Annotated in this window: 23 protein-coding genes; 11 read left to right on the top strand and 12 right to left on the bottom strand. The window is 65.0% G+C overall.

Annotation, left to right across the window (positions count from 1 at the left end; genetic code table 11):
• Positions 1 to 83 precede the first annotated feature (83 nt).
• The 3 genes from ACSQ8Y_RS11335 to ACSQ8Y_RS11325 form a co-directional block, all read right to left on the bottom strand.
• Positions 84 to 1,082, bottom strand: a complete 999-nt coding sequence (locus ACSQ8Y_RS11335) for an HD-GYP domain-containing protein (protein ID WP_436266566.1) — start codon at positions 1,080 to 1,082, stop codon at positions 84 to 86.
• 52 nt (positions 1,083 to 1,134) lie between these two features.
• Positions 1,135 to 2,313, bottom strand: coding sequence for a pyridoxal phosphate-dependent aminotransferase (locus ACSQ8Y_RS11330; protein WP_436266565.1), 1,179 nt, complete (start codon positions 2,311 to 2,313; stop codon positions 1,135 to 1,137).
• Between the two features lie 97 nt (positions 2,314 to 2,410).
• Positions 2,411 to 2,848, bottom strand: a complete 438-nt coding sequence (locus ACSQ8Y_RS11325; protein ID WP_436266564.1) for a putative toxin-antitoxin system toxin component, PIN family — start codon at positions 2,846 to 2,848, stop codon at positions 2,411 to 2,413.
• Between the two features lie 31 nt (positions 2,849 to 2,879).
• On the opposite strand from ACSQ8Y_RS11325, the gene yaaA reads away from it, so the two are divergent.
• Entirely contained in the window at positions 2,880 to 3,650 is a 771-nt protein-coding gene (yaaA, locus tag ACSQ8Y_RS11320; RefSeq protein WP_436266563.1) for a peroxide stress protein YaaA, read from the top strand.
• Positions 3,651 to 3,760: 110 nt separating this feature from the next.
• Here yaaA and ACSQ8Y_RS11315 read toward each other — a convergent pair whose 3' ends face one another.
• Positions 3,761 to 4,582, bottom strand: coding sequence for an outer membrane protein assembly factor BamD (locus ACSQ8Y_RS11315; protein WP_436266562.1), 822 nt, complete (start codon positions 4,580 to 4,582; stop codon positions 3,761 to 3,763).
• Positions 4,583 to 4,647: 65 nt separating this feature from the next.
• Between ACSQ8Y_RS11315 and ACSQ8Y_RS11310 the strand changes: the two genes are divergently transcribed.
• Together ACSQ8Y_RS11310 and pgeF are read left to right on the top strand one after the other, a co-directional pair.
• Positions 4,648 to 5,721 (top strand): RluA family pseudouridine synthase, encoded by a 1,074-nt coding sequence (locus ACSQ8Y_RS11310; RefSeq protein WP_436266561.1) that lies wholly within the window; start codon positions 4,648 to 4,650, stop codon positions 5,719 to 5,721.
• A complete protein-coding gene (gene pgeF, locus ACSQ8Y_RS11305; RefSeq protein WP_436266560.1) occupies positions 5,721 to 6,518 on the top strand; it encodes a peptidoglycan editing factor PgeF in 798 nt (265 codons plus the stop codon). Before ACSQ8Y_RS11310 ends, pgeF begins: the two co-directional genes overlap by 1 nt.
• Positions 6,519 to 6,535: 17 nt before the next feature.
• On the opposite strand, the gene ACSQ8Y_RS11300 is transcribed toward pgeF, so the two are convergent.
• Positions 6,536 to 6,739: a hypothetical protein gene (locus tag ACSQ8Y_RS11300; protein WP_436266559.1), complete on the bottom strand. Its 204-nt coding sequence runs from the start codon at positions 6,737 to 6,739 to the stop codon at positions 6,536 to 6,538.
• 38 nt (positions 6,740 to 6,777) lie between these two features.
• Here ACSQ8Y_RS11300 and phaC point away from each other — a divergent pair, with 38 nt between their 5' ends.
• The 4 genes from phaC to ACSQ8Y_RS11280 all read left to right on the top strand — a co-directional run bounded on the left by phaC (position 6,778) and on the right by ACSQ8Y_RS11280 (position 11,966).
• The gene (phaC, locus tag ACSQ8Y_RS11295) at positions 6,778 to 8,520 is read left to right on the top strand and encodes a class I poly(R)-hydroxyalkanoic acid synthase (RefSeq protein ID WP_436266558.1); all 1,743 of its coding nucleotides are present in this window, start codon (positions 6,778 to 6,780) and stop codon (positions 8,518 to 8,520) included.
• A 187-nt stretch (positions 8,521 to 8,707) separates the two neighbouring features.
• Complete coding sequence (gene phaR / locus ACSQ8Y_RS11290) at positions 8,708 to 9,262, top strand: polyhydroxyalkanoate synthesis repressor PhaR (protein WP_436266557.1); 555 nt, start codon at positions 8,708 to 8,710, stop codon at positions 9,260 to 9,262.
• Positions 9,263 to 9,338: 76 nt separating this feature from the next.
• Complete coding sequence (gene rimO / locus ACSQ8Y_RS11285; RefSeq protein ID WP_436266556.1) at positions 9,339 to 10,736, top strand: 30S ribosomal protein S12 methylthiotransferase RimO; 1,398 nt, start codon at positions 9,339 to 9,341, stop codon at positions 10,734 to 10,736.
• Between the two features lie 63 nt (positions 10,737 to 10,799).
• Complete coding sequence (locus ACSQ8Y_RS11280) at positions 10,800 to 11,966, top strand: cystathionine beta-lyase (protein ID WP_436266555.1); 1,167 nt, start codon at positions 10,800 to 10,802, stop codon at positions 11,964 to 11,966.
• A gap of 29 nt (positions 11,967 to 11,995) precedes the next feature.
• On the opposite strand, the gene ACSQ8Y_RS11275 is transcribed toward ACSQ8Y_RS11280, so the two are convergent.
• The 4 genes from ACSQ8Y_RS11275 to ACSQ8Y_RS11260 form a co-directional block, all read right to left on the bottom strand.
• Positions 11,996 to 12,412, bottom strand: coding sequence for an STY0301 family protein (locus ACSQ8Y_RS11275; RefSeq protein WP_436266554.1), 417 nt, complete (start codon positions 12,410 to 12,412; stop codon positions 11,996 to 11,998).
• A 78-nt stretch (positions 12,413 to 12,490) separates the two neighbouring features.
• The gene (locus ACSQ8Y_RS11270) at positions 12,491 to 13,738 is read right to left on the bottom strand and encodes a DUF2252 domain-containing protein (protein ID WP_436266553.1); all 1,248 of its coding nucleotides are present in this window, start codon (positions 13,736 to 13,738) and stop codon (positions 12,491 to 12,493) included.
• 13 nt (positions 13,739 to 13,751) lie between these two features.
• Positions 13,752 to 14,177, bottom strand: coding sequence for an STY0301 family protein (locus ACSQ8Y_RS11265; protein ID WP_436266552.1), 426 nt, complete (start codon positions 14,175 to 14,177; stop codon positions 13,752 to 13,754).
• A gap of 6 nt (positions 14,178 to 14,183) precedes the next feature.
• Positions 14,184 to 14,543 carry a DUF4870 family protein gene (locus ACSQ8Y_RS11260; protein ID WP_436266551.1) on the bottom strand — a complete coding sequence of 120 codons (360 nt, stop codon included), beginning with the start codon at positions 14,541 to 14,543 and terminating at the stop codon, positions 14,184 to 14,186.
• Between the two features lie 77 nt (positions 14,544 to 14,620).
• On the opposite strand from ACSQ8Y_RS11260, the gene ACSQ8Y_RS11255 reads away from it, so the two are divergent.
• Positions 14,621 to 15,529: a LysR substrate-binding domain-containing protein gene (locus tag ACSQ8Y_RS11255; protein ID WP_436266550.1), complete on the top strand. Its 909-nt coding sequence runs from the start codon at positions 14,621 to 14,623 to the stop codon at positions 15,527 to 15,529.
• Positions 15,530 to 15,666: 137 nt separating this feature from the next.
• Positions 15,667 to 16,602 (top strand): hydroxymethylglutaryl-CoA lyase, encoded by a 936-nt coding sequence (locus tag ACSQ8Y_RS11250; RefSeq protein ID WP_436266549.1) that lies wholly within the window; start codon positions 15,667 to 15,669, stop codon positions 16,600 to 16,602.
• A 3-nt stretch (positions 16,603 to 16,605) separates the two neighbouring features.
• Here the strand turns inward: ACSQ8Y_RS11250 and serB are convergent, their stop codons facing one another.
• The 3 genes from serB to ACSQ8Y_RS11235 all read right to left on the bottom strand — a co-directional run bounded on the left by serB (position 16,606) and on the right by ACSQ8Y_RS11235 (position 21,556).
• On the bottom strand, positions 16,606 to 17,472 hold the full coding sequence (gene serB / locus ACSQ8Y_RS11245; RefSeq protein WP_436266548.1) for a phosphoserine phosphatase SerB: 867 nt from the start codon (positions 17,470 to 17,472) through the stop codon (positions 16,606 to 16,608).
• The gene (mfd, locus tag ACSQ8Y_RS11240) at positions 17,472 to 20,915 is read right to left on the bottom strand and encodes a transcription-repair coupling factor (protein WP_436266547.1); all 3,444 of its coding nucleotides are present in this window, start codon (positions 20,913 to 20,915) and stop codon (positions 17,472 to 17,474) included. Before mfd ends, serB begins: the two co-directional genes overlap by 1 nt.
• A 116-nt stretch (positions 20,916 to 21,031) precedes the next feature.
• A complete protein-coding gene (locus tag ACSQ8Y_RS11235) occupies positions 21,032 to 21,556 on the bottom strand; it encodes a hypothetical protein (RefSeq protein WP_436266546.1) in 525 nt (174 codons plus the stop codon).
• A gap of 510 nt (positions 21,557 to 22,066) precedes the next feature.
• Between ACSQ8Y_RS11235 and ACSQ8Y_RS11230 the strand changes: the two genes are divergently transcribed.
• Together ACSQ8Y_RS11230 and ACSQ8Y_RS11225 are read left to right on the top strand one after the other, a co-directional pair.
• Positions 22,067 to 23,959 carry an efflux transporter outer membrane subunit gene (locus ACSQ8Y_RS11230; RefSeq protein ID WP_436266545.1) on the top strand — a complete coding sequence of 631 codons (1,893 nt, stop codon included), beginning with the start codon at positions 22,067 to 22,069 and terminating at the stop codon, positions 23,957 to 23,959.
• Positions 23,956 to 25,737: a LuxR C-terminal-related transcriptional regulator gene (locus ACSQ8Y_RS11225; protein ID WP_436266544.1), complete on the top strand. Its 1,782-nt coding sequence runs from the start codon at positions 23,956 to 23,958 to the stop codon at positions 25,735 to 25,737. The genes ACSQ8Y_RS11230 and ACSQ8Y_RS11225 overlap by 4 nt, the downstream gene beginning before the upstream one ends.
• Position 25,738: the final 1 nt, after the last annotated feature.

Here is a 25,738-nt window from a genome sequence, read left to right as displayed (position 1 = left end):
CGTCGTTCCGGCGTGCGCGAGGATGACACGCTCCTTGTTACGCGCCTTGTCATTCCCGCCTTGAGCGGGAATCCATACTCCGCCTACAAACTGGCCTGCTCGCCCCAAATCTGCTTCATGCTGAAGCGCACGTCGGCCTGGTCTTCGCTGAGCACTTCGGCGATCGCGCATTCCGGGTCGCTGGCGCGGCGCAGGGCTTGCGTCAGCCCGCTCGCGTCGCGCATCGATTTGCCGTTGGCATCGCGCAGGCAGTGGATGTGGATCTCGCCGCTGCCGTCGCGCTGCGTCACCACGCCGATTTCCCCGTTCTGCAAACGCACCAGCGCGCCCGGCGGGTATTTGCCGATGCGGCCGATGAACTGGTCCGCCAACTGCGCGTCGCTGACCCGCGCCGGATCACCCAGCAGATTGTGCAGCGCCTTGTCCGGCAGCACCGAGCAGCGGTAGTTGCGTGCCGAGACCTGCGCGCAGTAGCGGTCCGCCAAGCTGATCAGCCTGGCGTTCTGCGTGATGTCGGCGCTGGTACGGCCTTCGGGATAACCGCTGCCGTCGTCGTTCTCATGGTGCATCAGCACGCAGGAAATCCAGTCTTCGTTCTCCACGCCCGCGTCGCGCAGCAGGTCCACGCTTTCCTCGGGGTGGCGGCGCACGATGGACATTTCCTCGCTGGTCAGCCTGGAACTGGTGTTGAAGGTGTTTTGATGGCGCAGCATGCCCACGTTCATCGTCAGCGACGCGGCGGCGATCACCAGCATCTCCTCCTGCGTCTTGCGCATGCGCTGCGCGACCAGGATGGCGACGATGGAGGTTTCGATGCAATGCCGCACCGCGTAGGTGCCGGCGATCTGGCTCAGGAAGATGCACGCCAGCGCCACGTCCGGGTTCAGCTGGACGGCCGCCATCACGTCGCGCGCGATGCCCAGCACTTCGCTTTGCGCGTTCTGCTCGCTGCGCAAGTCCACCAGCAGCTTCTCGAGCCGCCGGTTGCATTTGTTGAGCGCATTGAGCGCGGAAGGGCGCGCCATGGCCAGGTTGGTGGAATCGCCCAAGACGATGTCTTTCAGACTGCTGTATTGGTTCATGATCGTGATCCCCGTGCTGCCCAAGCGCCGCCCAAACGGGGGCGCCGTCTTCTTATATGCTGGCCAGGCGCTCGAGCGCCAGGGCCAGCGTGTCGTCCTTTTTCGCGAAACAGAAGCGGACGATGCCCGATTCCTTGCCCTGCTGATAGAACGCTGAAACAGGAATCGCCGCCACCTTCACTTCGGTGGTCAGCCATTCCGCGAATTGCGCTTCCGGCATGTCCGAAATCGCGCCGTAACGCACGCACTGGAAATAGGTGCCGTCGGCCGGCAGCAGCTCGAAGCGGCTGCCCTGCAGGCCGTTGCGGAAGATATCGCGCTTGCGCTGGTAGAACGCCGGCAGCTGCACGTAAGGCTGCGGATCGGCCATATAGCTGGCGATGCCGTGCTGCATGGGCGTGTTGACAGAAAAAACGTTGTACTGGTGCACCTTGCGGAACTCGGCGCTCAGCGCCGCCGGCGCGGCGACGTAGCCGATTTTCCAGCCGGTGACGTGGTAGGTCTTGCCGAAGCTGGAGACGACGAAGCTGCGCGCCGCCAGTTCCGGATGGCGGCAGATCGATTCGTGCCGGATGCCGTCGTAGACCATGTGTTCATACACTTCGTCCGACAGGATCAGCACGTCGGTGCCGCGCACGATGTCGGCCAGCGCCTGCATGTCGGCCGCGCGCAGCACGGTGCCGGTCGGGTTGTGCGGCGTGTTGATGACGATCATGCGCGTCTTCGCGCCGACCGCGGCCTGGATCTTGTTCCACGGCACGCTGTAGCCGTCGGGGCCGACTTCCATCTGCACGCGCAGCGCCACGCCGCCGGCCAGTTCGATGGCGGGCAGGTAGCTGTCGTAAGCCGGTTCGATGACGATCACTTCGTCGCCGGGGTGGACCGCGCACAGGATGGCGGTGGTCAGCGCCTGCGTGGCGCCGGCGGTGACGGTGATTTCGGTGTTGGCGTCGTATTGCTGGCCGTAGATGCCGGCGATCTTGGCCACGATGGCTTGCCGCAGCACCGGCGCGCCCGTCATCATCGGATACTGGTTGAAGCCGGCGCGCATGGCGTCGCTGACCATGTCGACCAATTTCGGTTCGCAGGCGAAGTCGGGGAAGCCCTGGCCCAGGTTGACAGCGCCGGCCTCGGCGGCCAGCGTGGACATGCGGGTAAATACGGTGGTGCCGACGGCCGGCAAGCGGGTGGTCAGAGCGGGTGTGACGGGCTGGATATCGCGGCTGTTCATGGGGTGCTGGTGTAAGAAGGCGTTTGCTTATTCTAGCGCAGCCAACCCCGTTCGGTGTTGCTCAAAAGCCCACTATTTTGCTGGAAGTTACCATAGGTCAAGCATCCAGCGTCCACGCTTCCGGCACCATCACTTTGAACATGCCGGCCTTGGCCAGGCGGCGGCCCAGTTTCAGCAGCGCCTTGTCCTTGGTGATGAGCACGCCGGCGCCGGCGTCGCGCGCCAGTTCCAGGAACTTCTGGTCGTCGCGGTCGGTGCACACGGGCAGGCGCACGCCCGATTCCGGCGGCGCCACCACCTTGATCAGCGTGTCGAAGCGGGCCGCGCTGAGCGGGCGGCTGTCATCGTCCAGCGGCAAGTGCTTGTAATGTAGCACGACAAGATATTCTTCGCGGCAATCTGCGCGGGTGATGGCTTCCACCGCGCCCGTTTCGATGGCCGACAGCAGCGCGGACCAGCGCGGGTCCTTGAAGACGAACAGGTCGAGGCAGACATTGGTGTCCAGCACGATGCGTTTTGGTGAAACAGGTATCATGTCGGTTCTGTTATGAAATGTTTTAAAAAATATGCTGATAGTGCTTTCGCCCGCCAAAAGTCTCGATCTCGAGACGCCTCCGACCACCAAACTCCACACCCAGCCCGATTTCCTGGACCATTCGGCCCAGCTGATCGACCGCCTGCGCGAATTTTCGCCGGCCGGGATCGGCGAGCTGATGGACATTTCCGACGCGCTGTCCGCGCTGAACGTGGCCCGCTACGCGACCTGGACCAAGGATACGTCCGAAGCGCGCCAGGCGGTGATGACGTTCAACGGCGACGTGTACGACGGCCTTGCCGCGCGTACCCTGACGACTAAGCAGCTGGCCTACACGCAGGCGCGGGTGCGCATCCTGTCCGGCCTGTACGGCATGCTGCGCCCGCTGGACCTGATCCATCCGCACCGGCTGGAAATGGGTACCCGTCTGAACACGCCGCGCGGCAAGGATTTGTACACCTTCTGGGGCGACACCATCGCGGACGCGCTGAACAGGACGGCAGAGGAGCAGGGCGCCGAGGTGCTGGTCAATCTGGCTTCGGAAGAATACTTCAAGTCGGTGAAGCGCAACAAGCTGGGCATGCCGGTCATCACGCCCGTGTTCGAGGACTGGAAGAACGGCAAGTACAAGATCATTTCCTTCTACGCCAAGCGTGCGCGCGGCCTGCTGGCACGCTATGCGGCGGTCAAGAACATCACCAATCCGCAGAAGCTGAAGGCCTTCGATGTGGACGGCTATGCCTTCGACAAGAAGGACTCGGACGAACGTACCTGGGTGTTCCGCCGCCGGGTCGCCGACTGACGGCGGCGCCAGTCATTCCGCATCGGCGGACCGCCGTGCAAACGGAAATCCATGCCGCGCGTCCAATGGATGCTACCCATGGATCCCCGCATGCGCGAGGATGACACGTTTTACCCCCAGAGTTTCCACCACTGGCGTTCTTTTTTAACGCCTTCGTCGAGGAACTTGCTGTTCGGGTAGTTCTGCTTGAACACGCGCAGGGCGTCGTCATGCAGCTGGGTGTTGCCCAGTTTCTCGTAGCCGCGGATCATGATGAACAGCGCTTCTTCGATGGCCGGCGAGTCGCGGTAGTCGCTCAGCGCGCCCATGGCGCGGTTCACGGCGGCCAGGTAGGCGCCGCGGCGATAGTAGTAGCGCGCGACATGCACCTCGTAGGACGCCATGGCGTTGATCAGATACTTCATCCGGTCGATCGCATCCGGCGTATACTGGCTGTCCGGGAATTTGTCGACCAGCGCTTTAAACGCTGCGAAGGCTTCGCGGGTGGCTTTCGGGTCGCGCTCGGTAGGGTCCTGTTCGTAGATGAAGTTCAGGAAGCCTATCTGGTCGTTGAAGCTGATCAGGCCGCGCAGGTAGTACATATAGTCCACGTTGGCATGGTTCGGGTGCAGCTTGATGAAGCGCTCCACCGCAGCCAGAGCTTGTGCCTGGTCCTGTGCCTTGTAGTTGGCGTAGGCGATTTCCATCTGGGCCTGCACCGCGTACGTACCGAACGGATAGCTCGATTCCAGTCTTTCGAATAACTGAATTGCGCGCTCGTAGTGTCCGCCGGCCAATTCGTCCTTCGCCTCCGAGTATAATTTCGTAGCGGACCAGCCTTTGGTTTCATCCACCTTTTCGGGCAGCAAGCTGCAGCCCGAGAGGCCAAGCAGTACGAATGTTGCTGCGGTTGCTGCTGCTTTTGCTGCGATAGCCGATAATTTTTTTTGCATGTTGTTTTGCAAGACCGTTTAACCAAGATAAGTACAACTGGCTGATTATAGCCGATGGGAATGCTGTGATTTTAACTAATAACGAAATAGACGCCGACTTTGATGCGGAGTTCCTGGGCGACGAGGAGGCGCACGACGCGCTGGCCCCTATCGTACTGGAACTGAGCCCCGAAGCGTGCGGCGAACGCCTCGATAAAGTCATCTCCAAGCTGGTGCCGCAGTATTCGCGCGGCCGCTTGCAGATGTGGATCGAGGATGGCTTCGTTACCGTGGACGGCAAGACCTCCAAGACCAAGGCCACCGTGTATGGTGATGAAAAAATCGTCATCCTGCCGCAACCCGACCAGGAAACCGAGGCCTACAAGCCGGAGGAGATGGTACTCGACATCGTCTATGAAGACGAACACTTAATCGTGGTCAACAAAGCGGCCGGCCTGGTGGTTCACCCCGGCAACGGCAACTGGAGCGGCACGCTGCTGAACGGCCTGCTGCACCATTGCCCGCAACTGATAGGCGTGCCGCGCGCCGGCATCGTGCACCGCCTGGACAAGGACACCAGCGGCCTGATGGTGGTCGGCAAGACGCTGGCCTCGCAGACCGACCTGGTGCGCCAGCTGCAGGCGCGCACCGTCAAGCGCGAGTACTGGTGCCTGGTCTGGGGCACGCCGCAGTCCGGCGGCACTATCAACCTGCCCATGGGCCGCCACCCGAAAGACCGCGTCAAGATGGCGGTGTCGACTGGCCTGGGCGCCAAGCCGGCCATCACGCACTACGAGCGCATCGAATCGGGCGTACTCGAGGGCCGTCCGGTCAGCCTGGTGCAGTGCCGCCTGTCCACCGGCCGCACCCACCAGATCCGCGTCCACATGGCCCATCTGGGCTTCCCGCTGATCGGCGACTATGTGTACGGCAAGCCGCACCTGACGCACTTCTTCCCGCGCCAGGCGCTGCAGGCGCGCCGCCTGGGCCTGAACCACCCGGCCACCGGCGAGGCGTGCGAATGGCGCGTGCCGCTGGCGCACGATTTCGCGGCCCTGCTGGAGCAGGTCGGCATCCATAACCCCGGCCTGAACGATGTGGGCGGCGATATCGAGGACGACTACGAGGAAGACGACTTCGACTACGGCGACGACGACTGATGACGCAATCCAGGCAAGTCCAGCAATGGCTGGAGCCATACTGGCCCGGCCTGCCAGCGAATATCGGCGCGCTCGCCACTACGCGGCGCGGCGGCGTCAGCCCCGCGCCCTATGACGACGGCCAGGGTGGCGGAGGCTTGAACCTGGGCATCCACGTCGGCGACCAGCCGCACAATGTGGCGCGCAACCGCGCGCTGCTGGCGGCCCATTTGCCGGACCAGCCGCTCTGGTTGAACCAGGTGCACGGGGTGGCCGTGGTGGATGCCGGCAAGGTGCGGCCCGACTCGGTGCCGACGGCGGACGCGAGTATTGCGCGCATGCGCAACACGGTGTGCGCCGTCCTCACGGCGGACTGCCTGCCGGTGCTGTTCTGCGACACCACAGGCACCGTGGTGGGCGCCGCGCACGCCGGCTGGCGCGGCTTGGCGGACGGCGTGCTGCAGGAAACGACGCGCGCCATGCGCGAAGCCGGGGCCGGCGAGATCATGGCCTGGCTGGGCGTGGCCATCGGTCCGGTGCGTTTCGAGGTCGGCAACGACGTGCTGCAAGCCTTCCTCAAGTGGGCCCCGGACGAGCAGGCCGAGAAGGAAGTGCGGGCGGCAGTCGTCCCCATCGCGGGCAAACCCGGCAAATATCTGGCGGACCTGTACGCGCTGGCCCGCAGCGTCCTGCGGCGCGACGGCGTCACCAACATCGCGGGTGGAGAATACTGCACGGTATCGAACTCCGGCCGCTTCTATTCCTACCGGCGCGACGGCGTCACCGGACGGCAGGCAAGTTTGATCTGGATCAAATGAAATGCGGCGGCGCAGGCTTAGGCTTCGGGTGCCTGTCCGCGGCTGGCCTGTTCGGCCGCCGCACGCTTGCGTTTGCGCCTACCCGATCCTGTTAAGTAAAATAGTATCCCTAATGGCAACACGCAATACAGCAAAAAGGTCATAATCCCGGCAACGAAGGTGGGCTCGGTGAAAGCCATCAGCACGACGACGTAGATCCAAGCGACAGCGACAATCAGCATAAGCAGTCTCGGTTAACACTCTTTTTATGGACTCAAACATGAAATTGCCCGATCCTCAAGCCTTTGCCACCAACTGGATGTCGCAATTCAGCGATCCCGGCCAATGGCAATCCTGGTTCAACATGGTACCGGACGCGCAGTCCAATCCAGTCAGCGCCATGCTGGGCGAAGCTGGCGCCACCATCAAGCCGGACACGATCGAGCAACTGAAAAACGATTACCTCCAGCAATTTGGCGCGCTGTGGCAGGACACCATGGCCGGCAAGACGCCGTCGCTGAGCGACCGCCGCTTCTCGTCGGCCGCCTGGCAAAGCAATCCGGTAAGCGCTTTCAATGCCGCATCATACCTGCTCAACGCCAAGTTTTTGACCGCCATGGCAGACGCCATCGAGTCCGCGCCGCAGCAAAAGCAGAAAATCCGCTTCGCCGTGCAGCAACTGGTGGACGCGATGTCGCCCGCCAACTTCCTGGCCACCAACCCCGAAGCGCAGCAAAAACTGGTTGAAAGCAAGGGCGAAAGCCTGACCAAGGGCCTGACGAATATGCTGGCCGACATGCAGAAGGGCCATATTTCGCTGTCCGACGAGTCCGCATTCGAGGTGGGCCGCAACCTGGCCACCACGCCGGGCCAGGTGGTCTACGAGAACGACCTGTTCCAGCTGATCCAGTACACGCCCACCACCAGTACCGTGCACGAGCGTCCGCTGCTGATGGTGCCGCCTTGCATCAACAAGTTCTACATCCTGGACTTGCAGCCGGAAAATTCGGTGGTGCGCTACGCGGTGGAGCAGGGCAACACCGTCTTCCTGGTGTCCTGGCGCAACCCGGACCAGTCCATGTCCAAGGTTACGTGGGACGATTACGTCGAGCGCGGCGTCATCAACGCCGTCGGCGTGGTGCAGGAGATCAGCGGCCAGGAAAAAATGAATGCCTTCGGCTTCTGCGTCGGCGGCACCCTGGTCAGCACCGCGCTGGCCGTGCTGGCCGCGCGCGGCCGGCAGCCGGCCTCCAGCCTGACCTTGCTGACCACCTTCCTGGACTTCGCCGACACCGGCGTGCTCAACGTCTTCGTCGACGAGACCCAGGTCGCGCTGCGCGAGCAGTCCCTGAAAGCGGGCGGCCTGATGCTGGGCCGCGACCTGGCCACGACCTTCTCCAGCCTGCGCCCGAACGACCTGGTGTGGAACTACGTGCAGTCGAACTATCTGAAGGGCAACGAGCCGGTGCCGTTCGACCTGCTGTACTGGAACGCGGACGGCACCAACCTGCCGGGCCCGATGTTCTGCTGGTATCTGCGCAACACCTACCTGGAAAACAGCCTCAAAGTGCCGGGCAAGCTGAGCGTGGCGGGCGAACGGGTGGATTTGTCGGCAATCGACGCGCCGGCCTTCGTCTACGCTTCGCGCGAAGACCATATCGTGCCGTGGACCTCGGCTTACAGCTCGCTGGACATCCTGAACCCGAAAAAGCCGAAGGCCAACCGCTTCGTGCTGGGCGCCTCCGGCCACATCGCAGGCGTCATCAATCCGGCTTCGAAGAAGAAGCGCAGCTACTGGATCAATGACGAGGCCACGCCGAAAACCGCCAAGGCCAAGCGCCCCGACGCGGAAGCGTGGCTGGCCGGCGCCAGCGAGCATGCCGGCAGCTGGTGGCCGGAATGGGCCAGCTTCCTGGCCGAGAATGGCGGCAAGGATGTGCCGGCACCCGCCCAGCCCGGCAACGCCGCATACCGGCCGATCGAACCCGCACCGGGCCGCTATGTGAAAGCAAAAGCGGACTGAGCAAGTGATAACGCAACCAGGTCGGCTTGGTTGCGTTGCAATAAAACACGAAAGTTATATCGCCGGACGTGCTGGTGAGTTTTTTTCACTCTATAATAGGCAGATAAGGCTTGTGGAAAAGCGAACCTGGTTCGCTTTTTTTTCGGATTAACAAAGTATGCGCTGCGGCGCAATAAGTGGACTTGAGATGAGTAGTGCAAAAAAAAGTGCGGAACGCTTGATCAAGAAATACCCGAATCGCCGTCTTTACGACACGCAGACCAGTTCCTACATTACCTTAACCGACGTCAAGCAACTGGTGCTCGATAACGAGGAATTCACGGTCGTCGACGCTAAATCGAACGAGGATCTGACCCGCGCCATCCTGCTGCAAATCATCCTGGAAGAGGAGGCCAGCGGCGTGCCGATGTTCTCGACCAATGTGCTGGCGCAGATCATCCGCTACTACGGCCACGCGATGCAGGGCATGATGGGTTCCTACCTGGAAAAGAACGTCGACGCCTTCACCGACATCCAGCGCAAGTTCACCGGTGCCTCACTGGACGGCAAACCGTTCAGCCCTGAAATGTGGACCCAGTTCATGAACGTGCAGGGCCCGATGATGCAGGGCATGATGAACAACTATATCGACCAGAGCAAGAGCCTGTTCGTGCAGATGCAGGAGCAGATGCAGAACCAGAGCAAATCCCTGTTCGGCGCTTTCCCCTTCGTCATGCCGGTGCCCCCCACCGACAAGAAGTAATCCCCCCGGGGTGCGGGTAGGGCGGTCTATCGGTTATAATTGCCGATTGGCTTGAACCTTTACCGCACCCCACATCATGCAAGAAATCTCCCGTATTCCCAAGGCTGCCACCGCAGCGGCACCCGCCGGCACCGCTCCCAAAGTCGGATTCGTGTCGCTCGGCTGCCCGAAAGCGCTGGTCGACTCCGAACAAATCCTGACCCAGCTGCGCGCCGAGGGTTACGAGACCGCCAAATCGTACGACGGCGCCGACCTGGTGATCGTCAACACCTGCGGCTTCATCGACGCGGCCGTCCAGGAATCGCTGGACGCCATCGGCGAAGCGCTGGCCGAAAACGGCAAAGTGATCGTGACCGGCTGCCTCGGCGCCAAGAAGGACGGCGACGGCAACGACATGATCAAGACCATCCACCCGAAAGTGCTGGCCGTGACCGGCCCGCACGCGCTGGGCGAGGTGATGGCCTCGGTCCACCTGCACCTGCCGAAACCGCACGAGCCCTTCATCGACCTGCTGCCGCCGCAGGGCGTCAAGCTGACGCCGAAGCATTATGCCTACCTGAAAATTTCCGAGGGCTGCAACCACCGCTGCAGCTTCTGCATCATCCCGTCGATGCGCGGCGACCTGGTGTCGCGTCCCATCGCCGAACTGATGCTCGAAGCGGAGAACCTGTTCAAGTCCGGCGTGAAGGAACTGCTGGTCATCTCGCAGGACACCTCGGCCTACGGCGTGGACGTCAAATTCCGCATGGGCTTCTGGAACGGCCGTCCGCTCAAGACCCACATGACGCAGCTGACCGAGGCGCTGGGCGAGCTGGCCAAGTCCTACGGCGCCTGGGTGCGCCTGCACTATGTCTATCCTTACCCGCACGTGGACCAGGTGATTCCTTTGATGAGTGGCGGCCACGTGCTGCCCTACCTGGACATCCCGATGCAGCACGCGCACCCCGATGTGCTCAAGCGCATGAAGCGTCCGGCCAGCGGCGAGAAAAACCTGGACCGCATCCTGGCCTGGCGCGCGATGAACCCGGAGCTGACCATACGCTCGACCTTCATCGCCGGCTTCCCCGGCGAGACGGAAGCGGAATTCGAGTACCTGCTGGACTTCCTGAAGGAGGCGCAGATCGACCGCCTGGGCTGCTTCGCCTATTCGCCTGTCGAAGGCGCGACTGCGAACGCGCTGGACAATCCGGTGCCGGAAGAACTGCGCGAAGAGCGCCGCGGCCGCGTGATGCTGCTGCAGGAAGAGATCTCGCGCAAGCGCCTGCAAGCCAAGGTCGGCAAGACCGTGCGCGTGCTGATCGACGAGCTGACCCCGAGCGGCGCCATCGGCCGTTCCGCCGCCGATGCGCCGGAAATCGACGGCGTGGTCTACGTGAAGAAGCCGTACGAGCCGCACAAGAAGCTCAAAGTGGGCGAATTCTTCGACGTTGAAATCACCAAGGCCGACGCGCACGACCTGTGGGGCGATGCGTAAGCAATCCCGGTACAATCGAAGGCGGACGCGCACAGGCGGTCCGCCTTTTTTCATTCAGAGCCCATGACCAATACAAAATCCCAGCAGACCGCCCTGATCCACACCGACTACGAGGCGCCGTCCGGCTTCGCGGCCTTCCCGACCGCCATCCACCACGCATCGACGGTGCTGTTCAAGAACGTGGCGGCGCTGCGCTCGGGCGAGTGGCGCGAGAAGAACGCCTATACCTACGGCCTGCACGGCACGCCGACCACCTTCACGCTGGAAGCGCGCCTGGCCGAGATCGAAGGCGGCCTGCACTGCCTGCTGGCGCCCAGCGGCTTGGCGGCCATCGCCATGATCGACTTCGCGCTGCTGAAAAGCGGCGACGACGTGCTGCTGCCCGATAACGTCTACAACCCGAACCGCGAACTGGGTCGCTGGCTGGCCGACTTCGGCGTCAGCGCGCGCTATTACGATCCGCTGGTCGGTGCCGGCATCGCGGAGCTGATCCAGCCGAACACGAAACTGGTCTGGACCGAGGCGCCGGGCTCGGTGTCGATGGAAGTGCCGGACCTGCGGGCCATCTGCGCGGCGGCGCACGACAAAGGCGTGCTGGTCGCACTGGACAACACCTGGGCCGCCGGCCTGGCGCTGCGCGGCTTCGACCTGGGCGTGGACGTGGTGATGCAGGCGCTGACCAAATACCAGTCCGGCGGTTCCGATGTGCTGATGGGTGCCGTCATCACGCGCGACCGTGCGGTGCACGACCGCATCGCGCAAGCGCATATGCGCCTGGGCATGGGCGTGGGCGCCGACGACACCTATCTGGTGCTGCGCGGCCTGCCGACCATGAAGCTGCGCTTCGACGCGCACGACAGGGGCGCGCGCAAGGTGGCGGCGTGGCTGAAAACGCGGCCGGAGATCACCAAGGTGCTGCACCCGGCACTGGAGGACTGTCCCGGCCACGAAACGTGGAAGCGCGACTTCAGCGGCGCCGGCGGCCTGTTCTCGGTGCTGTTCGACGCGCGCTACACGGAAGAGCAGACCGACCGCTTTGTCGACGAACTGAAGCTGTTCGGCATCGGCTACAGCTGGGGCGGCGCCAACAGCCTGGCGGTGCCATACCGCATCCAGGCCATGCGCCACAGCTGGCCGCACGGCGGCGGCATCCTGGTGCGCTTCAACATCGGTCTGGAAGATCCGGACGACCTGATCGCCGACATCGCCCAGGCGCTGGCGAAGCTGTAAGCGCGGTGCCTGCCGGTTCGCTGCAATCATCAAGAGCAGGTCAGCGATTGCAAATGGCCCGGCGGCAGGGGGCCGCTCAGGGCATAGCGGGCCACGCATTGCGACAGGCGGGCGTCGAGCTTGCGGGCCAGGACCACGGTGGTGTCGCGGTAGGCGCAGCCGATCCAGAATTCGGCCTGCTCGGGCTTGAGCCGCCACTGCGCGATCAGATCCTCGCCTTTCGACCGCTCCTCCGGCGTCAGCGGCACTTCGTCGCTGGGATGTCCGGAATACACCTGGGCATGCTCCAGCTTGTATTCCGCCGCGCCGCCCACGGCTTCCCATCCATCCGCCGTCGTCACGGTGGTCGCGCCCAGGATGGCCGCCGGGCATACTATCTCTTCCGTTCCTGCCCGCGCGGTTCCGCATGCCAGCGCCAGGCACAGCAATCTCAGAGCATGCTTCATGTCGCCTCCCGATAGTTTCCAAGAGCCGATGGTAGGACTGTGTGGCTGAGTTTGCATTGCCGAAAATCAACTTACCGTTCAGTACATCGGCACGCCCTGGTCCAGCGCGGCGCTGAAGGCTTGCCAGTCGAGGCGCACCCGCGCCGCGTAGTCGTTGGCGAAGTCCGTCAGTTCGGTGCTGAAGCCGGCCCGGCTGGTGACGGCTTCCGTGATCCGCTTGTCGATGCTGATGCTGACCACGGTGTCGTCGTAGTCTTCGTCCGCCCGTGCGTGGGCGGCGGCCAGCGCCATGCCGAGAAACGCCGCCGCCGTGTTCAACTCGTCCGGCGTGTCGATGTCTTCGGGCTTGAAGTCCTTGTCGGTGGGCGCTTTTTCGTGGACGTGGAAATGCAGGCCTGCGATGCTGGTGTAGCCGGTCAATGGATCGGCGTTGAGCTGCAGCGCTTTTTGCGCGCGTGCGATGCGGTGGCCTTCATGGCCGCCGTAGAAAGACGGTGGCAGCGCGTCGCCGCCGGCCAGCGCAACGCTGCTGGGAATGGCCTGCTTCAGTTCCAGGATCACGTTCTCCTGCTGCGCCCCGGTCGGGCCTTCCAGCAAGGCGTAGTAGCGCAGCTTGCCCAGGCTGCCCATGCCGGCGCCGAAGCGCTGGCGCACGTCCAGCACCTTGTAGTAGCGGTCGGGCTTGCGCTTGGGCGGCGCGATCGAGCGGACATATTCCGGCATCGCCGCCAGCACCGCCGCACGCGTGCCGCTGCTCACCGGTCCGGTCTTCTTTTCCATGCACTTGCGCAGGAAATCGGCGCGATCCGCACTGGCGGCCTTCTGGATGGTCTTCCGTACGATGCCGCGCGTGTTGTCCGCAGTGAGCTGGAATCTTAGTTCGCTGTCGTTGCCTTTGAACGCTGCCATGCGCTCCAGGTAGGCGCCCGCCATGGCGGCGACAGCCTCGTTGCGCTGCGCCGGCGGCACGTCCGTGCCATAGTCGGCCAGCAGCAAGCTCACCGCCAGGCGGCGCACATCCCAGACGTATGGCCCGGGATAGCCCTCGTCGAAGTCGCAGACCGCGAATACTTCTGTGCCGCCAGCGTCGCGCATGGCGCAGAAATTGGCGAGGTGGGCGTCGCCAGCGAGCCAGGTCCGCGCGGTATGCTCGTTCGTGTAGCGCGAAGGGGGCAGCATGGCCATGTCCGGGTAGAACAGATGGGCGGTGGCACGGTAGAACGGAAACACGTGCTTGCGCATCTCCGTCATCTTCAGGTCAAGGTCCGTGTTGTCGGCCGCCCTGAACCGGTGGTTGTGTTCGAATATCCGCTCGGCGACCGACATGCCGATCTCCTCTTCAGCTGCAGTTGATTTCCTGTATGCGGCCCGGAGGCGGCCCGGCGGCGCGCCGGTACTGGATCAGGCACTGCGACAGCTTGCGGTCCAGTTGCTTTGCCAGCACCACAGGAGTGCCGCGGTAAGTGCAGGCGACCCAGTATTCATGCTTCGGGTCCAGTTCCAGACGCCAGCGCGCCACCAGTGGCTTCCCTTTTGGTGATTCGTCGGGCGCCAGGGGAACTTCCTCGCTGGGATGACCGGAATAGAGCCTGGCGTTCTCCAGCTTGTGCTGTCCCGTGCCCGGCACGGCCTCCCAGTCGCTGGACGAGGCTGCGGTGGAGGTGGCGAGGATGGCCGCGGGGCACAGCACCGTTTCGGCGTGCGCGTGGGCGGCAGCGATACCGGCTGCCAGCAGCAGGGCCTGGGTCTTCAGTAAAGTCGGCATAGGTGCTTAAGGCATGGCCTGGTTGGCGTTCAGGTCCATGATGCCTTTGATCAGGCGGTAGGCGGACCACAGCCAGGCGGCGATCCAGACCGGCACGGCGACGACGATGCCGATAAAGGTTGCGGCCAGGATCCAGCCCACCACGAACCAGACCAGATACCACCAGAAGGTGCGGATCTGCCAGCTGTGGTGGCTGTACACAAAAGTGCCCTCGGTGGACGGGCGCTGCACGTAATTGATGATCAGCACCAGCAGCGACAGCGTGCCGGCCGAGAATACGAAGGCGACGCCGTGCAGCAGATACAGCCACCAGGCCGTGTTCTTGGCCGATTCCAGCCGGGAGTCTAAAACGAGATCGCTTGCCATGGTTGCTCCTTGCTAGGTCAATAATTCAATTGTAGCAATTCTTTCACCTTTTTGGCGCGGCTGTTAAAGTGGGCGCCATGGCCATCATCAATCTCCTCCGCAAGCTGGACCTGACTACCCTGCAGCTCTTCCTCGCGGTGCAGGAGGAGGGCACGCTCACGCGCGCCGCCGAGCGCGAGGCGATCGCGGTGTCGGCCGCCAGCAAGCGCCTGGTCGACCTGGAGCAGGCGGTAGGCGTGGCGCTGTTTGCCCGCAAGGCGCGCGGCATGGAGCTGACGCCGGCGGGCCACACGCTGCTGACCCACGCGCGCCGCCTGCTGCTCAGCGTGGAGAAGATCGGCATCGAACTGGCCGAGCACGCGCAGGGCGTCCGTGGCTACGTGCGCATGGTGGCCAACCTGTCTGCCATCGTCGAGTTCCTGCCGGAGGACTTGCGCGCATTTCTGCAATTGCACGAGCAGGTCAAGCTGGACCTGGAAGAGCGCCCCAGCGACAGCGTGGTGCGCGGCGTCGAGGACAGCTGGGCCGATATCGGCATCTGTTCGGGCGATGTCGATACGCGCGATCTGCACGCGGAACTCTACCGGCGCGACGCGCTGGTGCTGGTCATGCGCGCCGACCATGCGCTGGCTGCGCGCGCCAGCGCGCCTTTCGCGGCCACGCTCGATTGCGACCACGTCGGCCTGCACGTGAACAGTTCCATCAATTCGCGCATGCACCTGGCCGCGCGCGAGGCCGGGCGCGTGCTGCAGGTGCGCATCCAGGTGCCGGGCTTCGACGCCGTGTGCCGCATGGCGCAGGTGGGCATGGGGCTGGGCGTGATCCCGCGCGAAGTGTTCCAGGCCATCGGCAAGCCGCTGGGGCTGGTGTCGGTCGAGCTGGAGGACCCTTGGGCGCAGCGCGAACTGAAAATCGTGGTGCGCGATCCGCACGCGCTATCGCCTGTCACGCAGGCGCTGTTCGAGCACTTGCGCAGCGGGGCTTAAAGGCCGAACTGGCGCCGTCCTGCCCCGAGCGTTCGTGTTTCGCGAACATTGCTTGAATTCTTACGGTTGGACGCTGTTGCCGCTGTTCTCTATCCTGACAGGCATCATTCAACGCATAAAAAAGAGGGCGTGGTGCAATGAACGGCGAGTACATGGTGATCCAGGAAGTATCCCCGCGCGATGGCTTGCAGATCGAGCCGGTGTGGCTGCCGACCGATGACAAGGTGGCGCTGATCGACGCATTGTCCGGCGCGGGCTTCTCGCGCATCGAAGCCGGTTCCTTCGTGTCGCCCGAAGCGGTACCGGCGCTGCGCGACGGCGAAGATGTGTTCGCGCGCATGCGCCGTCGGCCCGGCGTGATTTACGTGGCGCTGGTGCCGAACCTGAAGGGCGCCCAGCGCGCCATGAAGGCCGGCGCCGACGAGCTCAATTTGGTGATGTCGGTCAGCCAGTCGCACAACCGAGCCAATATGCGCATGGACTGCGAACAGTCGCTGGCGGCGTTCGCCGACATCGCGCGCCACGCGGGCAGCCGCGTGCGGCTGAACGGCAGCGTGGCGACAGCCTTCGGCTGCCCCTTCGAAGGGCCGATCCACGAAGACCGCGTGGTGGCGCTGGTGGACCGCTACCTCGCCATGGGCATCACCGGCATCACGCTGGCCGATACCACCGGGATGGCGCAGCCGCGCCAGGTAGCGCGCCTGGTGCGGCGCGTGCGCGCGCGCTTGCCCGCGTCGGCGCTGACGCTGCACTTCCACAACACACGGGGCCTGGGGCTGGTGAACGTGCTGGCCGGGTATGAAGCCGGCGCGCAGCGCTTCGACGCCGCGCTGGGCGGTTTGGGCGGCTGCCCGTTCGCGCCCGGCGCCTCCGGCAATATCTGCACGGAAGACCTGGTCAATATGTGCGCCGAGATGGGCATCGCCACCGGCATCGACCTGCCCAGGTTGATCGCGCTGTCGCGCGGCCTGCCGGCGTTGCTGGGGCACGATGTGCCGGGACAGGTGGCCAAGTCCGGCCGCAACTGCGACCTGCATGCCATGCCCGAAGAATGGACGCGCCAGGCCGCCTGAGAGTCAGGTCAGCAGGTTGAGAATCCCGTCCAAGCCCACGAAGTTGAGGGCGACGTTGGCTTGCTCGCGCACCACCGGCTTGGCGCGGAAGGCGACCGACAGGCCGGCAACGCTCATCATTTTCAAATCGTTGGCGCCGTCGCCCATGACGATGGCTTCGCCCGTGGTGATGCCCATCGATGCGCACACGTGCTCCACGGTGCGCTTCTTCACTTCCGCGTCGACGATCTCGCCCAGCACCTGGCCGGTCAGCTTGCCGTCGACGACTTCCAGTTCGTTGGCCAGCGTGTAGTCCAGGCCCAGGCGCTCTTTCAGGCGCGCGGTGAAGAAGGTGAAACCGCCCGACACCAGCAGCGTCTTCAAGCCGGCCTTCTTGACCACCGCCAGCATGATCTCAGCGCCCGGCGACAACTGCAGCCGTTCATTGTAGACGCGCTCGAGCGCCGACGCGTCCAGCCCCTTGAGCAGGGCCACGCGCGCGCGCAGGCTGGCCGAGAAATCGAGCTCGCCGCGCATCGCCGCTTCGGTGATCTCGGACACTTGCGGCTTCAAGCCCTGCATGTCGGCGATCTCGTCGATGCATTCGATGGTGATCAGCGTCGAATCCATGTCCATCGCCACCAGCTTGAATTCGTCCAGCTTGTGCACGCCCATCATATAGGTGGCGTCCAGCTGCGCGGCGTGCGCCGCCACTTCGATGGTCTGGCGCAGGGCGATGGAATAGGTAATGCCTTCGCAGCGGATGGCGTTGTCGGCGATGCGGAGTATGCGTTGCGGCGCGGTCAGCGCGGCGATGCGCTCCAGGCGCGCCATGCAGTCGCCCACGCCTTGCAGCACCAGGTTCATCGTGTAATCGTTTGCGTTCTTCATCAGGCTACCAGTTGTTTAATTGCGGTCTTGATTTGCGTGACACGCGCCGACAGGTCGGGCATGTTGGCGGTGATTTTCAGTTTGTCCTGTCCATTGAGCTTGATCTGCTTGTTCTTCTGGATCAGGGTGATGATGCGCATCGGGTCGATCGGCGGCTTGGCCATGAACTGCAGCGTGGCCGCCTCGCTGTGCGCGTCGATCTTGATGATGCCCACCGTGGTGGCGGCGATGCGCAGGCGGTGCGTCTCGACCAGCGCCTTGGCGGGGTCCGGCAACTTGCCGAAGCGGTCTATCATCTCTTCCTGCAGGTCGTCGATCTTGTCCTGCGTGGCGCAGTTGGCCAGGCGCTTGTAGATGGACAGGCGCTCGTGCACGTCGCCGCAGAAATCGGCCGGCAGCAGGGCGGGCACGTGCAGGTTGATCTCGGTGGTGGTCGCCAGCGGCGCCGCCAGGTCCGGCTCCTTACCAGCCTTCAGCGAGCGCACCGCCTCGTTCAGCATGTCGGTGTAGAGCTGGAAGCCGATCTCCAGCATCTCGCCGGACTGGTTCTCGCCCAGCACTTCGCCGGCGCCCCGGATTTCCAGGTCGTGCATGGCCAGGTAGAAGCCGCTGCCCAGTTCTTCCATCTGCTGGATCGCGTCCAGCCGGCGCTGGGCCTGCTTGCTCAGGCTTTGCACGTCGTTCACCAGCAGATAGGCGTAGGCCTGGTGGTGCGACCGGCCGACGCGGCCGCGCAGCTGGTGCAGCTGCGCCAGGCCGAACTTGTCGGCGCGGTGCATGATGATGGTGTTCGCGGTCGGCACGTCGATGCCGGTTTCGATAATCGTGGTGCACAGCAGGATGTTGTAGCGCTGCGCCACGAAGTCGCGCATCACCTTTTCCAGGTCGCGCTCGTGCATCTGTCCGTGCGCCACGGCGATACGCGCCTCCGGCAGCAGCTCGGTGAGCGCGGCCAGGCGGTTCTGGATGGTCTCGACTTCGTTGTGCAGGAAGTAGACCTGGCCGCCGCGTTTGAGCTCGCGCAGGCAGGCTTCGCGGATGATGCCTTCGTTCTCGCTGCGCACGAAAGTCTTGATCGCCAGGCGCTTTTGCGGCGCGGTGGCGATGATGGAGAAGTCGCGCAGGCCTTCGAGCGCCATGCCCAGCGTGCGCGGGATGGGCGTCGCGGTCAAGGTCAGCACGTCCACTTCGGCGCGCAGCGATTTCAGCGCTTCCTTCTGGCGCACGCCGAAACGGTGCTCCTCGTCGATGATGACGAGGCCCAGCCGGGTGAATTTCACGTCGTCCGACAGCAGCTTGTGGGTGCCGATGATGATGTCCAGCGTGCCGTCTTCCATGCCCTTGATCGCCTGCGCGATCTCCTTGCCGGTGCGGAAGCGCGACAATTCGGCGATGCGCACCGGCCAGTCGGCGAAGCGGTCGGCGAAGGTCTGCGCGTGCTGCTCGGCCAGCAGGGTGGTCGGCGCGAGGATGGCGACCTGCTTGCCGCCCATGACGGCGATGAAGGCGGCGCGCAGGGCCACCTCTGTCTTGCCGAATCCGACGTCGCCGCACACCAGGCGGTCCATCGGCTTGCCGGACGTCATATCCTTCAGCACATTGCCGATGGCGGCCGCCTGGTCTGGCGTCTCGTCGAAGCCGAAGCTGTCGGCGAAGCGCTCGTAGTCCTGCGCCGAGTATTCGAAGGCGTGGCCCTGGCGCAGCGCGCGGCGGGCGTACAGGTTGAGCAGCTCGGCGGCGGTGTCGCGCACCTGTTCGGCCGCCTTGCGCTTGGCTTTTTCCCACTGGCCGGAGCCGAGCGAGTGCAGCGGCGCGTCGTCCGGCGAAGCGCCCGAGTAGCGCGAAATCACGTGCAACTGCGACACCGGCACGTACAGCTTGGTGTCCTTGGCGTATTCCAGGTGCAGGAATTCGGTTTCCCCTTCTCCCAGGTCCATGCTGGTCAGACCCATGTAGCGCCCGATGCCGTGGTTGATGTGCACCACCGGATCGCCGATCTTCAGCTCCGACAGGTCGCGCACCATGGATTCGACCTGGGTGACGCCTTCCTGCTTTTTCTTGCCAACGCGGCGGCCGGAACCCGCATACAGCTCGGTTTCGGTGATGAACACCAACTGCGTCTTGTCGGCCGACCATTCGAAGCCGGCGTGCAGCGGGGCCACGCCCAGCATCAGCTTCGCGTCCGATTGCAGGAAGCCTTCGAGGCCTTCGACCGGCGTCAGCGCCAGGTCGAATTCGCCGAAATACTGCTGCAGCGTTTCGCGGCGGCCGTTCGTTTCGGCACAGACCATCACACGGCGGCCGGACTGCAGCAGGTAGGCGCGCAGATTGGTCAGCGGGTCTTCCAGGTGGCGGTTGACGGCGATGTTGGGCACGGAGGCGGACAGCTCGGAGGCCTGGCCTAAATCCTCACGCGTGAGGCTCAGGCGGGCGTGCGCCTTGGCCAGCGTGAAGAACTGCTCGTCGCCGAGGAAGATGGCTTCCGGCGCCAGGATGGGGCGCTCGCGGTCCGACTTCAGGAAACGGTAGCGCGACTGGGTGTCAAGCCAGAAGCGTTTGATGGCCGCGTCGATGTCGCCCACCATGGCCAGGGTCGAGCCCTCGGGCAGGTAGTCGAACAGCGTGGCCGTCTCGTCGAAGAACAGCGGCAGGTAGTACTCGATGCCGGCCGAGGCGATGCCGCTGCTGATGTCCTTGTAGACGACGGTGCGCGAGGGGTCGCCCTCGAACTGCTCGCGCCAGCGGCTGCGGAAGGTGGTGCGCGCCGCCTCGTCCATCGGGAATTCGCGGCCCGGCAGCAGGCGCACCTCGTTGACCGGGTACAGCGAGCGCTGGGTGTCGGCGTCGAAGGTGCGGATGGTTTCGATGGTGTCGCCGAACAGGTCCAGGCGGTAGGGCAGGGCGGAGCCCATCGGGAACAGGTCGATCAGGCCGCCGCGCACCGAGTATTCGCCGGGCGACATCACTTGCGCAACGTGGGTGTAGCCGGCCAGGGTCAGCTGGCTCTTCAGTTGCGCCTCGTCCAGCGTTTCGCCCTTCTTGAAGAAGAAGGTGTAGGCCGCCAGGAAGGACGGCGGCGCCATGCGCACCAGCGCGGTGGTGGCAGGCACCAGCATCACGTCGCACTGACCGGTCTGGATTTCGTGCAGCGTGGCCAGGCGCTCGGACACCAGGTCCTGGTGCGGCGAGAAGGCGTCGTAGGGCAGGGTTTCCCAGTCCGGCAGCAAATGGCAGCGCAGCGCGTTGTTGGCAAACCAGGGCAGCTCGTCGAGCAGGCGCTGGCCGTCGCTGGCGTTGGCGACGATCACGGCCAGCATCTGGCCGCGCGACTTCAGCTCAAGCGCGGCCTGCGCCAGGGCGTAGGCGTCGGCAGAACCATGCAGGGTGGGGAGCGCAAAGCGGTTGCCTGGCTTCGGAAGTGCTTTTTTTAAGTCAAAGGACATCGATGACATCTATGAACGGTTGAGCGCGCGGGAACAGTCCCCGCGTGCTGCGCACATTATAGACGAAGAGGCTGTCCAAGGCCGGCCTGCGATCCTCTGCGATGCGGCGCAGCGATCTACACTCGTGTGGGATGAACGATTTTCAAAAGTGGATTGGCTAATCTCTGGCCTGTGTAATCTATGGCATTTCGCCTGCCGCCCGGCCCCTTTTGATGCGCGTCGCGCCACATGTCCGTATAGATGATGTCTTGCATATCGCGCTCGCGGTCGTCCAAAGGGTCGGTTTTCTCAAGTGGGCACCGCCATATGGCTTGGGCCACAACTTCCATCTTTTCTTTAGAGAGAGCGCCGCTCGCTACGAATAGCGACCTGCTGGGATGAAAGCAGCGTCCCTGGCCGTTGTATTCATGGGCCGCAGCACGTTTGCAACTACAACCTCCTCCGCACGCGTTCAGTATCTGATATCCCGGGTCTGTCTGGACGGTGGATCTGCCCTGATTCCAGTCGCAACCATGAATCTGGGTGATGTGTCCGAACTCGCCTGTCTTTTTGTCCTGGAAATATACACTTGGAAGTGACTCTATCGGCCCTGTGATCCCAATGATATTTTCAATTTTATAAAAGTCATCTCTGTAGCCCATAGTTCAGCTCCTCCTAATAGTGATTGGTAACGTTGAATGCCTTTTCCGCCGCCGAAAAAGCAAGCGGCGGAACTGTTGGCCTCCCATATCAAATATAGGGCTTGTGATAGGAAACAAATACACACATTGTTGCATGTCCGGGCTCAGTTTTTCCCCGACGTATGGTGGTTTTCCTGCACAAACTGGAACACGTCTCAACCGCAAGCACGCGCAACGAGCCCAAGGGGACGGCCCCCATGCGCTGCGCGTAAGACAAGCGATGCAGCAACAGTGAACGGGTGGCGTCCGGATGGAAACGGCGGGGGGTGATGTCCTGGACGCGGTGGATGTCTCATGAATGTAACAATTGGGCGCCAGATGGGCCGGAGAGCGGGTTTGCCCTTTGGATAGCGCTCACAGCATGGTAACATTTTTGCATTACGTCACCTTTAGTTGCCTAGCGCAAGCATTTGGACGCTCGGCCGCTTCCCGGCCGGGGCGGTCCGGGCAGCGACACTCTGGACAGGCCTCATGATTGAATTCCCACAAGCGCGCCGTTTGGCGTCCGCTTCCGCCGTGGCGGCTCCCGCGCCGCGCGGCGTTTCCGGCGCTGCTTGCCGGCTGCTGGCCTCGGCGCTGGCGCTGGGCGCGCTGGCGGGCTGCGCTTCCCAGCGCGGCCGCCATGATGTAGTCGAAGTGCCATTGCCGGTCGCGTTCCAGCAGACCCTGAAACAAGCCGCCGAGCAGGGCGGGCAGCCGGCGGGGCTTCCCGCTGCGCCCGCGGCCGGTGCGCAGGCGCTGGAACAGGCCTTGCCGCAGTGGTGGCGCCTGCTGGGCAGCGTCGAACTCAACACCCTGGTCGAACGCGCGCTGGCAGGCAACCCCGAATTGCGCATTGCCGCCCTGCGGGTGCGGCAGGCCGAGGCGCGCGCCGGCCAGGCCGACGCCGACCGTTTCCCGGTCGTCGCCGGCACGCTGCAGAAGCGCCGCGAGGCGGCCGCCGGTGACGTCGGCGGCGGCGTTCCCAATTCCCGCACCCCGGCCCGCAGCGTATCGCAGGCGGCTTTGCGGGCCGACTGGCGCGTCGACCTGTGGGGCGAGCGCAACGCCCAGTTCGACTCGGCCCAGATGCAGCAGTGGCGCGCCACCTTCCAGCGCGACGACGTGCAGCGCAACCTGGTCTCCAGCGTGGTGGGCAGCTATCTCGACTACCTGTCCTTCCAGGAGCGCCTGCTGGTGGCCACGGAAACCGACATCGCCGTTTCCGGCATGCTGGCCGCGGTCCAGGGCCGCCTGGAGCGGGGCGATGCGACGCTGATCGACCTGGAACAGCAGCGCGCCGCGGTCTACGCGGTGAAAGCCACGCTGCCTGCGCTTGAGCAGCAGCGCGACGAAGCGCTGAGCAACCTGACGCTGCTGCTGGGCGCCCGGCCGGGCGAACTGCGGCTGTACGGGCGCGGCCTGGCGGGTCTGTCCTATCCGGGCGTTGCGCCCGGCGTGCCGTCGGCGCTGTTGCTGCGGCGCCCGGACATCCGTGGGGCCGAGGCGCGCCTGCTGGCCGCCGACGCCGATCTGGACGTGGCGCGCACGCGGCTGCTGCCGGCGCTGGACCTGTCGGCGCAGGCCGGCTATGGCAGCCAGTCGTTCTCGCGCCTGTTCGAGCCGCAGACCTTGTTCTGGAACGCCATCGCAGGCTTGGCCGCCACCATCTTCGACCATGGCCGCCGCGAGCGTGAGATCGACTACGCCCAGGCCATGCAGCAGGAACTGGTGGAGGGCTATGCCCGCACCATTCACGGCGCGGTGCGTGAAGTGGAGGATGCGCTGGGCGGCATCCGCCTGAGCCGCGCGCGCCTGGCGGCGCAGCGCGAGGCGGCGGGCGCGGCGCGGCGGGCGTGGAACTACAGCCGTGAATCCTACCAGGCCGGCGCCATCGACCATCTGCTGCTGCTCGATACCGAGCGTACCTACCACCGCAACATCGACGAACAGCACAACCTTGAACTGCAACGCTACCGCCACCTGGTCAACCTGTTCTCCGCCCTCGGCGGCGGGGTGGCGGTGGGTGCGCCGCTGCCGGGCCAGGGCAAGCGCCCGAAGGCGCCGGCCGTGGACCAGGACGGCACGGTGCAGACGACCGCACCGGCCCCCGGCCCGGGCGCCTGGCAGCTTGAATTGGGCGGAAAAACCGACGCGGCGGCAATCGCCGAGACCTGGCGCACGCTGCAAGCGCGCTTCCCCGACCTGATGGCCGAGCGCCGCGTGGTGGCGCGCCAGCGGCTGGAGGGAGAGGGCGGCGCGGTTGGCTTGCGCGCCTTGCTAGGGGATTTCGACAGCGACACCGAAGCCGAAAACGCGTGCGCGCGGCTGCGCGAGCAGCGTTTCGCGTGCCGCCCGGTGATCGACGTGGCCGGAGCGCGATGATGAGCACCCAGGCCGTCCGCCGCAGCCCGGCCGCCCAGCCGGCACAGGCGGCGCCGGCGGAGGCCGCCGTCACCTCGGCCGACGAGCTGACACCGCGCCAGCGGCAAATCATGGACTTGCTGCGGGCCGGCAAGGTCAACAAGGAAATCGCGCGCGAACTGGGCATCGGCGTGGGCACGGTGAAGCAGCATGTGGTCACGCTGTTCAAGCGCTTGAAAGTCAGCAACCGCACCATGGCCGTCTCGCGCGGACTGGCGCTGGATGCCCCGGCGGCTCTGGGCCCGCAGCCGGTACAGACAGCGCAGGGCGGGCAGTACGATCCGGCCGCCGCCGAAGGGGCGCTCGAGCGGCGGCCTTGCGTCGTGCTCAGCCTGGGCTTGCCGGCGCAAGCCGGTGCGGCGTCGGTGCGCCGGCTGCACGAGTTGCTGGCCGCGCTGGCCTGCGAGCTGGACGCCGTGTTCCTGGCCAGGCGCGACCAGGCGGGCGATTTGATTTTCGGCTTGCACCAGGTCGGCGAGCGCGACGTCGTGCGGGCGCTGCATTGCGCGCAGCGGCTGCACGCCAGCCTGCTGGCGGAGACGCCGGCGCTGGCCGGGCAGTTGCGCGGCGGCCTGGCCGCCGGCATCGTGGTGGCCAGCATGCTGCGCCACGGCGGCTGGTCCGGCGAAGCCATCGTCAGCACCGCGATCGGCCAGGCGCGCGAGCTGCAGGCGCGCGCGGCCGCCGGACAGCTGACGCTGGCCCGTCCCGCACAGGCGCTGATGGCGGCGCTCGGGGTGGGCGGGACAGCGCTGTTCGAGGCCGGCGCGGCCGGCTTTGCCGGGCTGGCGCGCATGGATTGGCGCGGCGAGCGCGCCGTGTATCCGCTGGTGGGACGCTCAGCCGAACTCAAGACGCTGGAGCGCCACCTGCGCCAGGCGGCAGCTGGCGCCGGCCACTTGCTGCTGCTCGAAGGCGAGAGCGGCATGGGCAAATCGCGGCTGTGCCAGGCCGCCGCCGAACGCTGCGCCGGCCTGGGCGGCAAGGTGGCCTGGCACCGCGTCCGGCCCGACGCGGCGCGTGCGCAGGCCGGCGCGGACGGCGACCGCGCCGAGATCCTGGCGCTGCTGCGTGCGCAGGCCGGCGCCGCCCGGCCCACGCTGGCCATCGTCGACGACGTGCATTTCCTGGCGCCGGATTGCCGCGCCGCCGTGCTGGAAGGGGCGCGTGTGGCGGCGCGGGGCGGCGCGCTGGTGATACTGTCGGGCCGCCCGCTGGCCGAGAGCGCGCAAGCCGGCCCGGACGCGTCCGCGCTGGTGCTGCGGCGCTTGGCCGGCAAGGACGTTGCCGCCCTGGTGCGCGCGGTGCTGGCGCGGGACGGCGCGCGGGACGGCATGCCGGATCCGCTGCACGGCGCGGCCCCGGATGGCGCCGCCGAAACGGTTCCTGCGGCCCAGGTACAGCAGATCGTGGCCGACGCCGCCGGCGTCCCCCTGTTCGCGGTGGAGCTGGCGCACCACCGGCACGCAGCCGGCGTCGCGCTGGCCCTGCTGGTGACGGTGCTGGCACGGCTCGACGGCCTGCACCTGGACCGCAAGCTGTTGCGCGCCGTGGCGCGGCGCAGCGCGGCGCCCACGCTGGGCCAGTTGGCCGCGCTGCTGGGCGAAACCCCTGCCGCCCTGGCCGAGGCGGCGCGGCGGGCGTGCGCCAGCGGCGTGCTGCAAGCCGGCGCCGACGGCACCCTGGACTTCGGCCATCCCTTGCTGCGCAAGATCTTCGATTATCTTTCCTTAGAATGAC

Origin of the sequence: Pseudoduganella sp. LjRoot289 (assembly GCF_964252925.1) — a bacterium.
In the GTDB taxonomy this organism is placed as follows: domain Bacteria; phylum Pseudomonadota; class Gammaproteobacteria; order Burkholderiales; family Burkholderiaceae_D; genus Rugamonas.
The sequence above is the reverse complement of the archived record's forward strand: the minus strand, read 5'-3'. Positions and strand labels throughout refer to the sequence as shown.

Excerpts from the sequence above, each read along its gene's own strand:
- ACSQ8Y_RS11335 (WP_436266566.1), bottom strand. The coding sequence starts at position 1,082 with ATGAACCAATACAGCAGTCTGAAAGACATCGTCTTGGGCGATTCCACC.
- ACSQ8Y_RS11330 (WP_436266565.1), bottom strand. The coding sequence starts at position 2,313 with ATGAACAGCCGCGATATCCAGCCCGTCACACCCGCTCTGACCACCCGC.
- ACSQ8Y_RS11325 (WP_436266564.1), bottom strand. The coding sequence starts at position 2,848 with ATGATACCTGTTTCACCAAAACGCATCGTGCTGGACACCAATGTCTGC.
- yaaA (WP_436266563.1), top strand. The coding sequence starts at position 2,880 with ATGCTGATAGTGCTTTCGCCCGCCAAAAGTCTCGATCTCGAGACGCCT.
- ACSQ8Y_RS11315 (WP_436266562.1), bottom strand. The coding sequence starts at position 4,582 with ATGCAAAAAAAATTATCGGCTATCGCAGCAAAAGCAGCAGCAACCGCA.
- pgeF (WP_436266560.1), top strand. The coding sequence starts at position 5,721 with ATGACGCAATCCAGGCAAGTCCAGCAATGGCTGGAGCCATACTGGCCC.
- ACSQ8Y_RS11300 (WP_436266559.1), bottom strand. The coding sequence starts at position 6,739 with ATGCTGATTGTCGCTGTCGCTTGGATCTACGTCGTCGTGCTGATGGCT.
- phaC (WP_436266558.1), top strand. The coding sequence starts at position 6,778 with ATGAAATTGCCCGATCCTCAAGCCTTTGCCACCAACTGGATGTCGCAA.
- phaR (WP_436266557.1), top strand. The coding sequence starts at position 8,708 with ATGAGTAGTGCAAAAAAAAGTGCGGAACGCTTGATCAAGAAATACCCG.
- rimO (WP_436266556.1), top strand. The coding sequence starts at position 9,339 with ATGCAAGAAATCTCCCGTATTCCCAAGGCTGCCACCGCAGCGGCACCC.
- ACSQ8Y_RS11280 (WP_436266555.1), top strand. The coding sequence starts at position 10,800 with ATGACCAATACAAAATCCCAGCAGACCGCCCTGATCCACACCGACTAC.
- ACSQ8Y_RS11275 (WP_436266554.1), bottom strand. The coding sequence starts at position 12,412 with ATGAAGCATGCTCTGAGATTGCTGTGCCTGGCGCTGGCATGCGGAACC.
- ACSQ8Y_RS11270 (WP_436266553.1), bottom strand. The coding sequence starts at position 13,738 with ATGTCGGTCGCCGAGCGGATATTCGAACACAACCACCGGTTCAGGGCG.
- ACSQ8Y_RS11265 (WP_436266552.1), bottom strand. The coding sequence starts at position 14,177 with ATGCCGACTTTACTGAAGACCCAGGCCCTGCTGCTGGCAGCCGGTATC.
- ACSQ8Y_RS11260 (WP_436266551.1), bottom strand. The coding sequence starts at position 14,543 with ATGGCAAGCGATCTCGTTTTAGACTCCCGGCTGGAATCGGCCAAGAAC.
- ACSQ8Y_RS11255 (WP_436266550.1), top strand. The coding sequence starts at position 14,621 with ATGGCCATCATCAATCTCCTCCGCAAGCTGGACCTGACTACCCTGCAG.
- ACSQ8Y_RS11250 (WP_436266549.1), top strand. The coding sequence starts at position 15,667 with ATGAACGGCGAGTACATGGTGATCCAGGAAGTATCCCCGCGCGATGGC.
- serB (WP_436266548.1), bottom strand. The coding sequence starts at position 17,472 with ATGAAGAACGCAAACGATTACACGATGAACCTGGTGCTGCAAGGCGTG.
- mfd (WP_436266547.1), bottom strand. The coding sequence starts at position 20,915 with ATGTCCTTTGACTTAAAAAAAGCACTTCCGAAGCCAGGCAACCGCTTT.
- ACSQ8Y_RS11235 (WP_436266546.1), bottom strand. The coding sequence starts at position 21,556 with ATGGGCTACAGAGATGACTTTTATAAAATTGAAAATATCATTGGGATC.
- ACSQ8Y_RS11230 (WP_436266545.1), top strand. The coding sequence starts at position 22,067 with ATGATTGAATTCCCACAAGCGCGCCGTTTGGCGTCCGCTTCCGCCGTG.
- ACSQ8Y_RS11225 (WP_436266544.1), top strand. The coding sequence starts at position 23,956 with ATGATGAGCACCCAGGCCGTCCGCCGCAGCCCGGCCGCCCAGCCGGCA.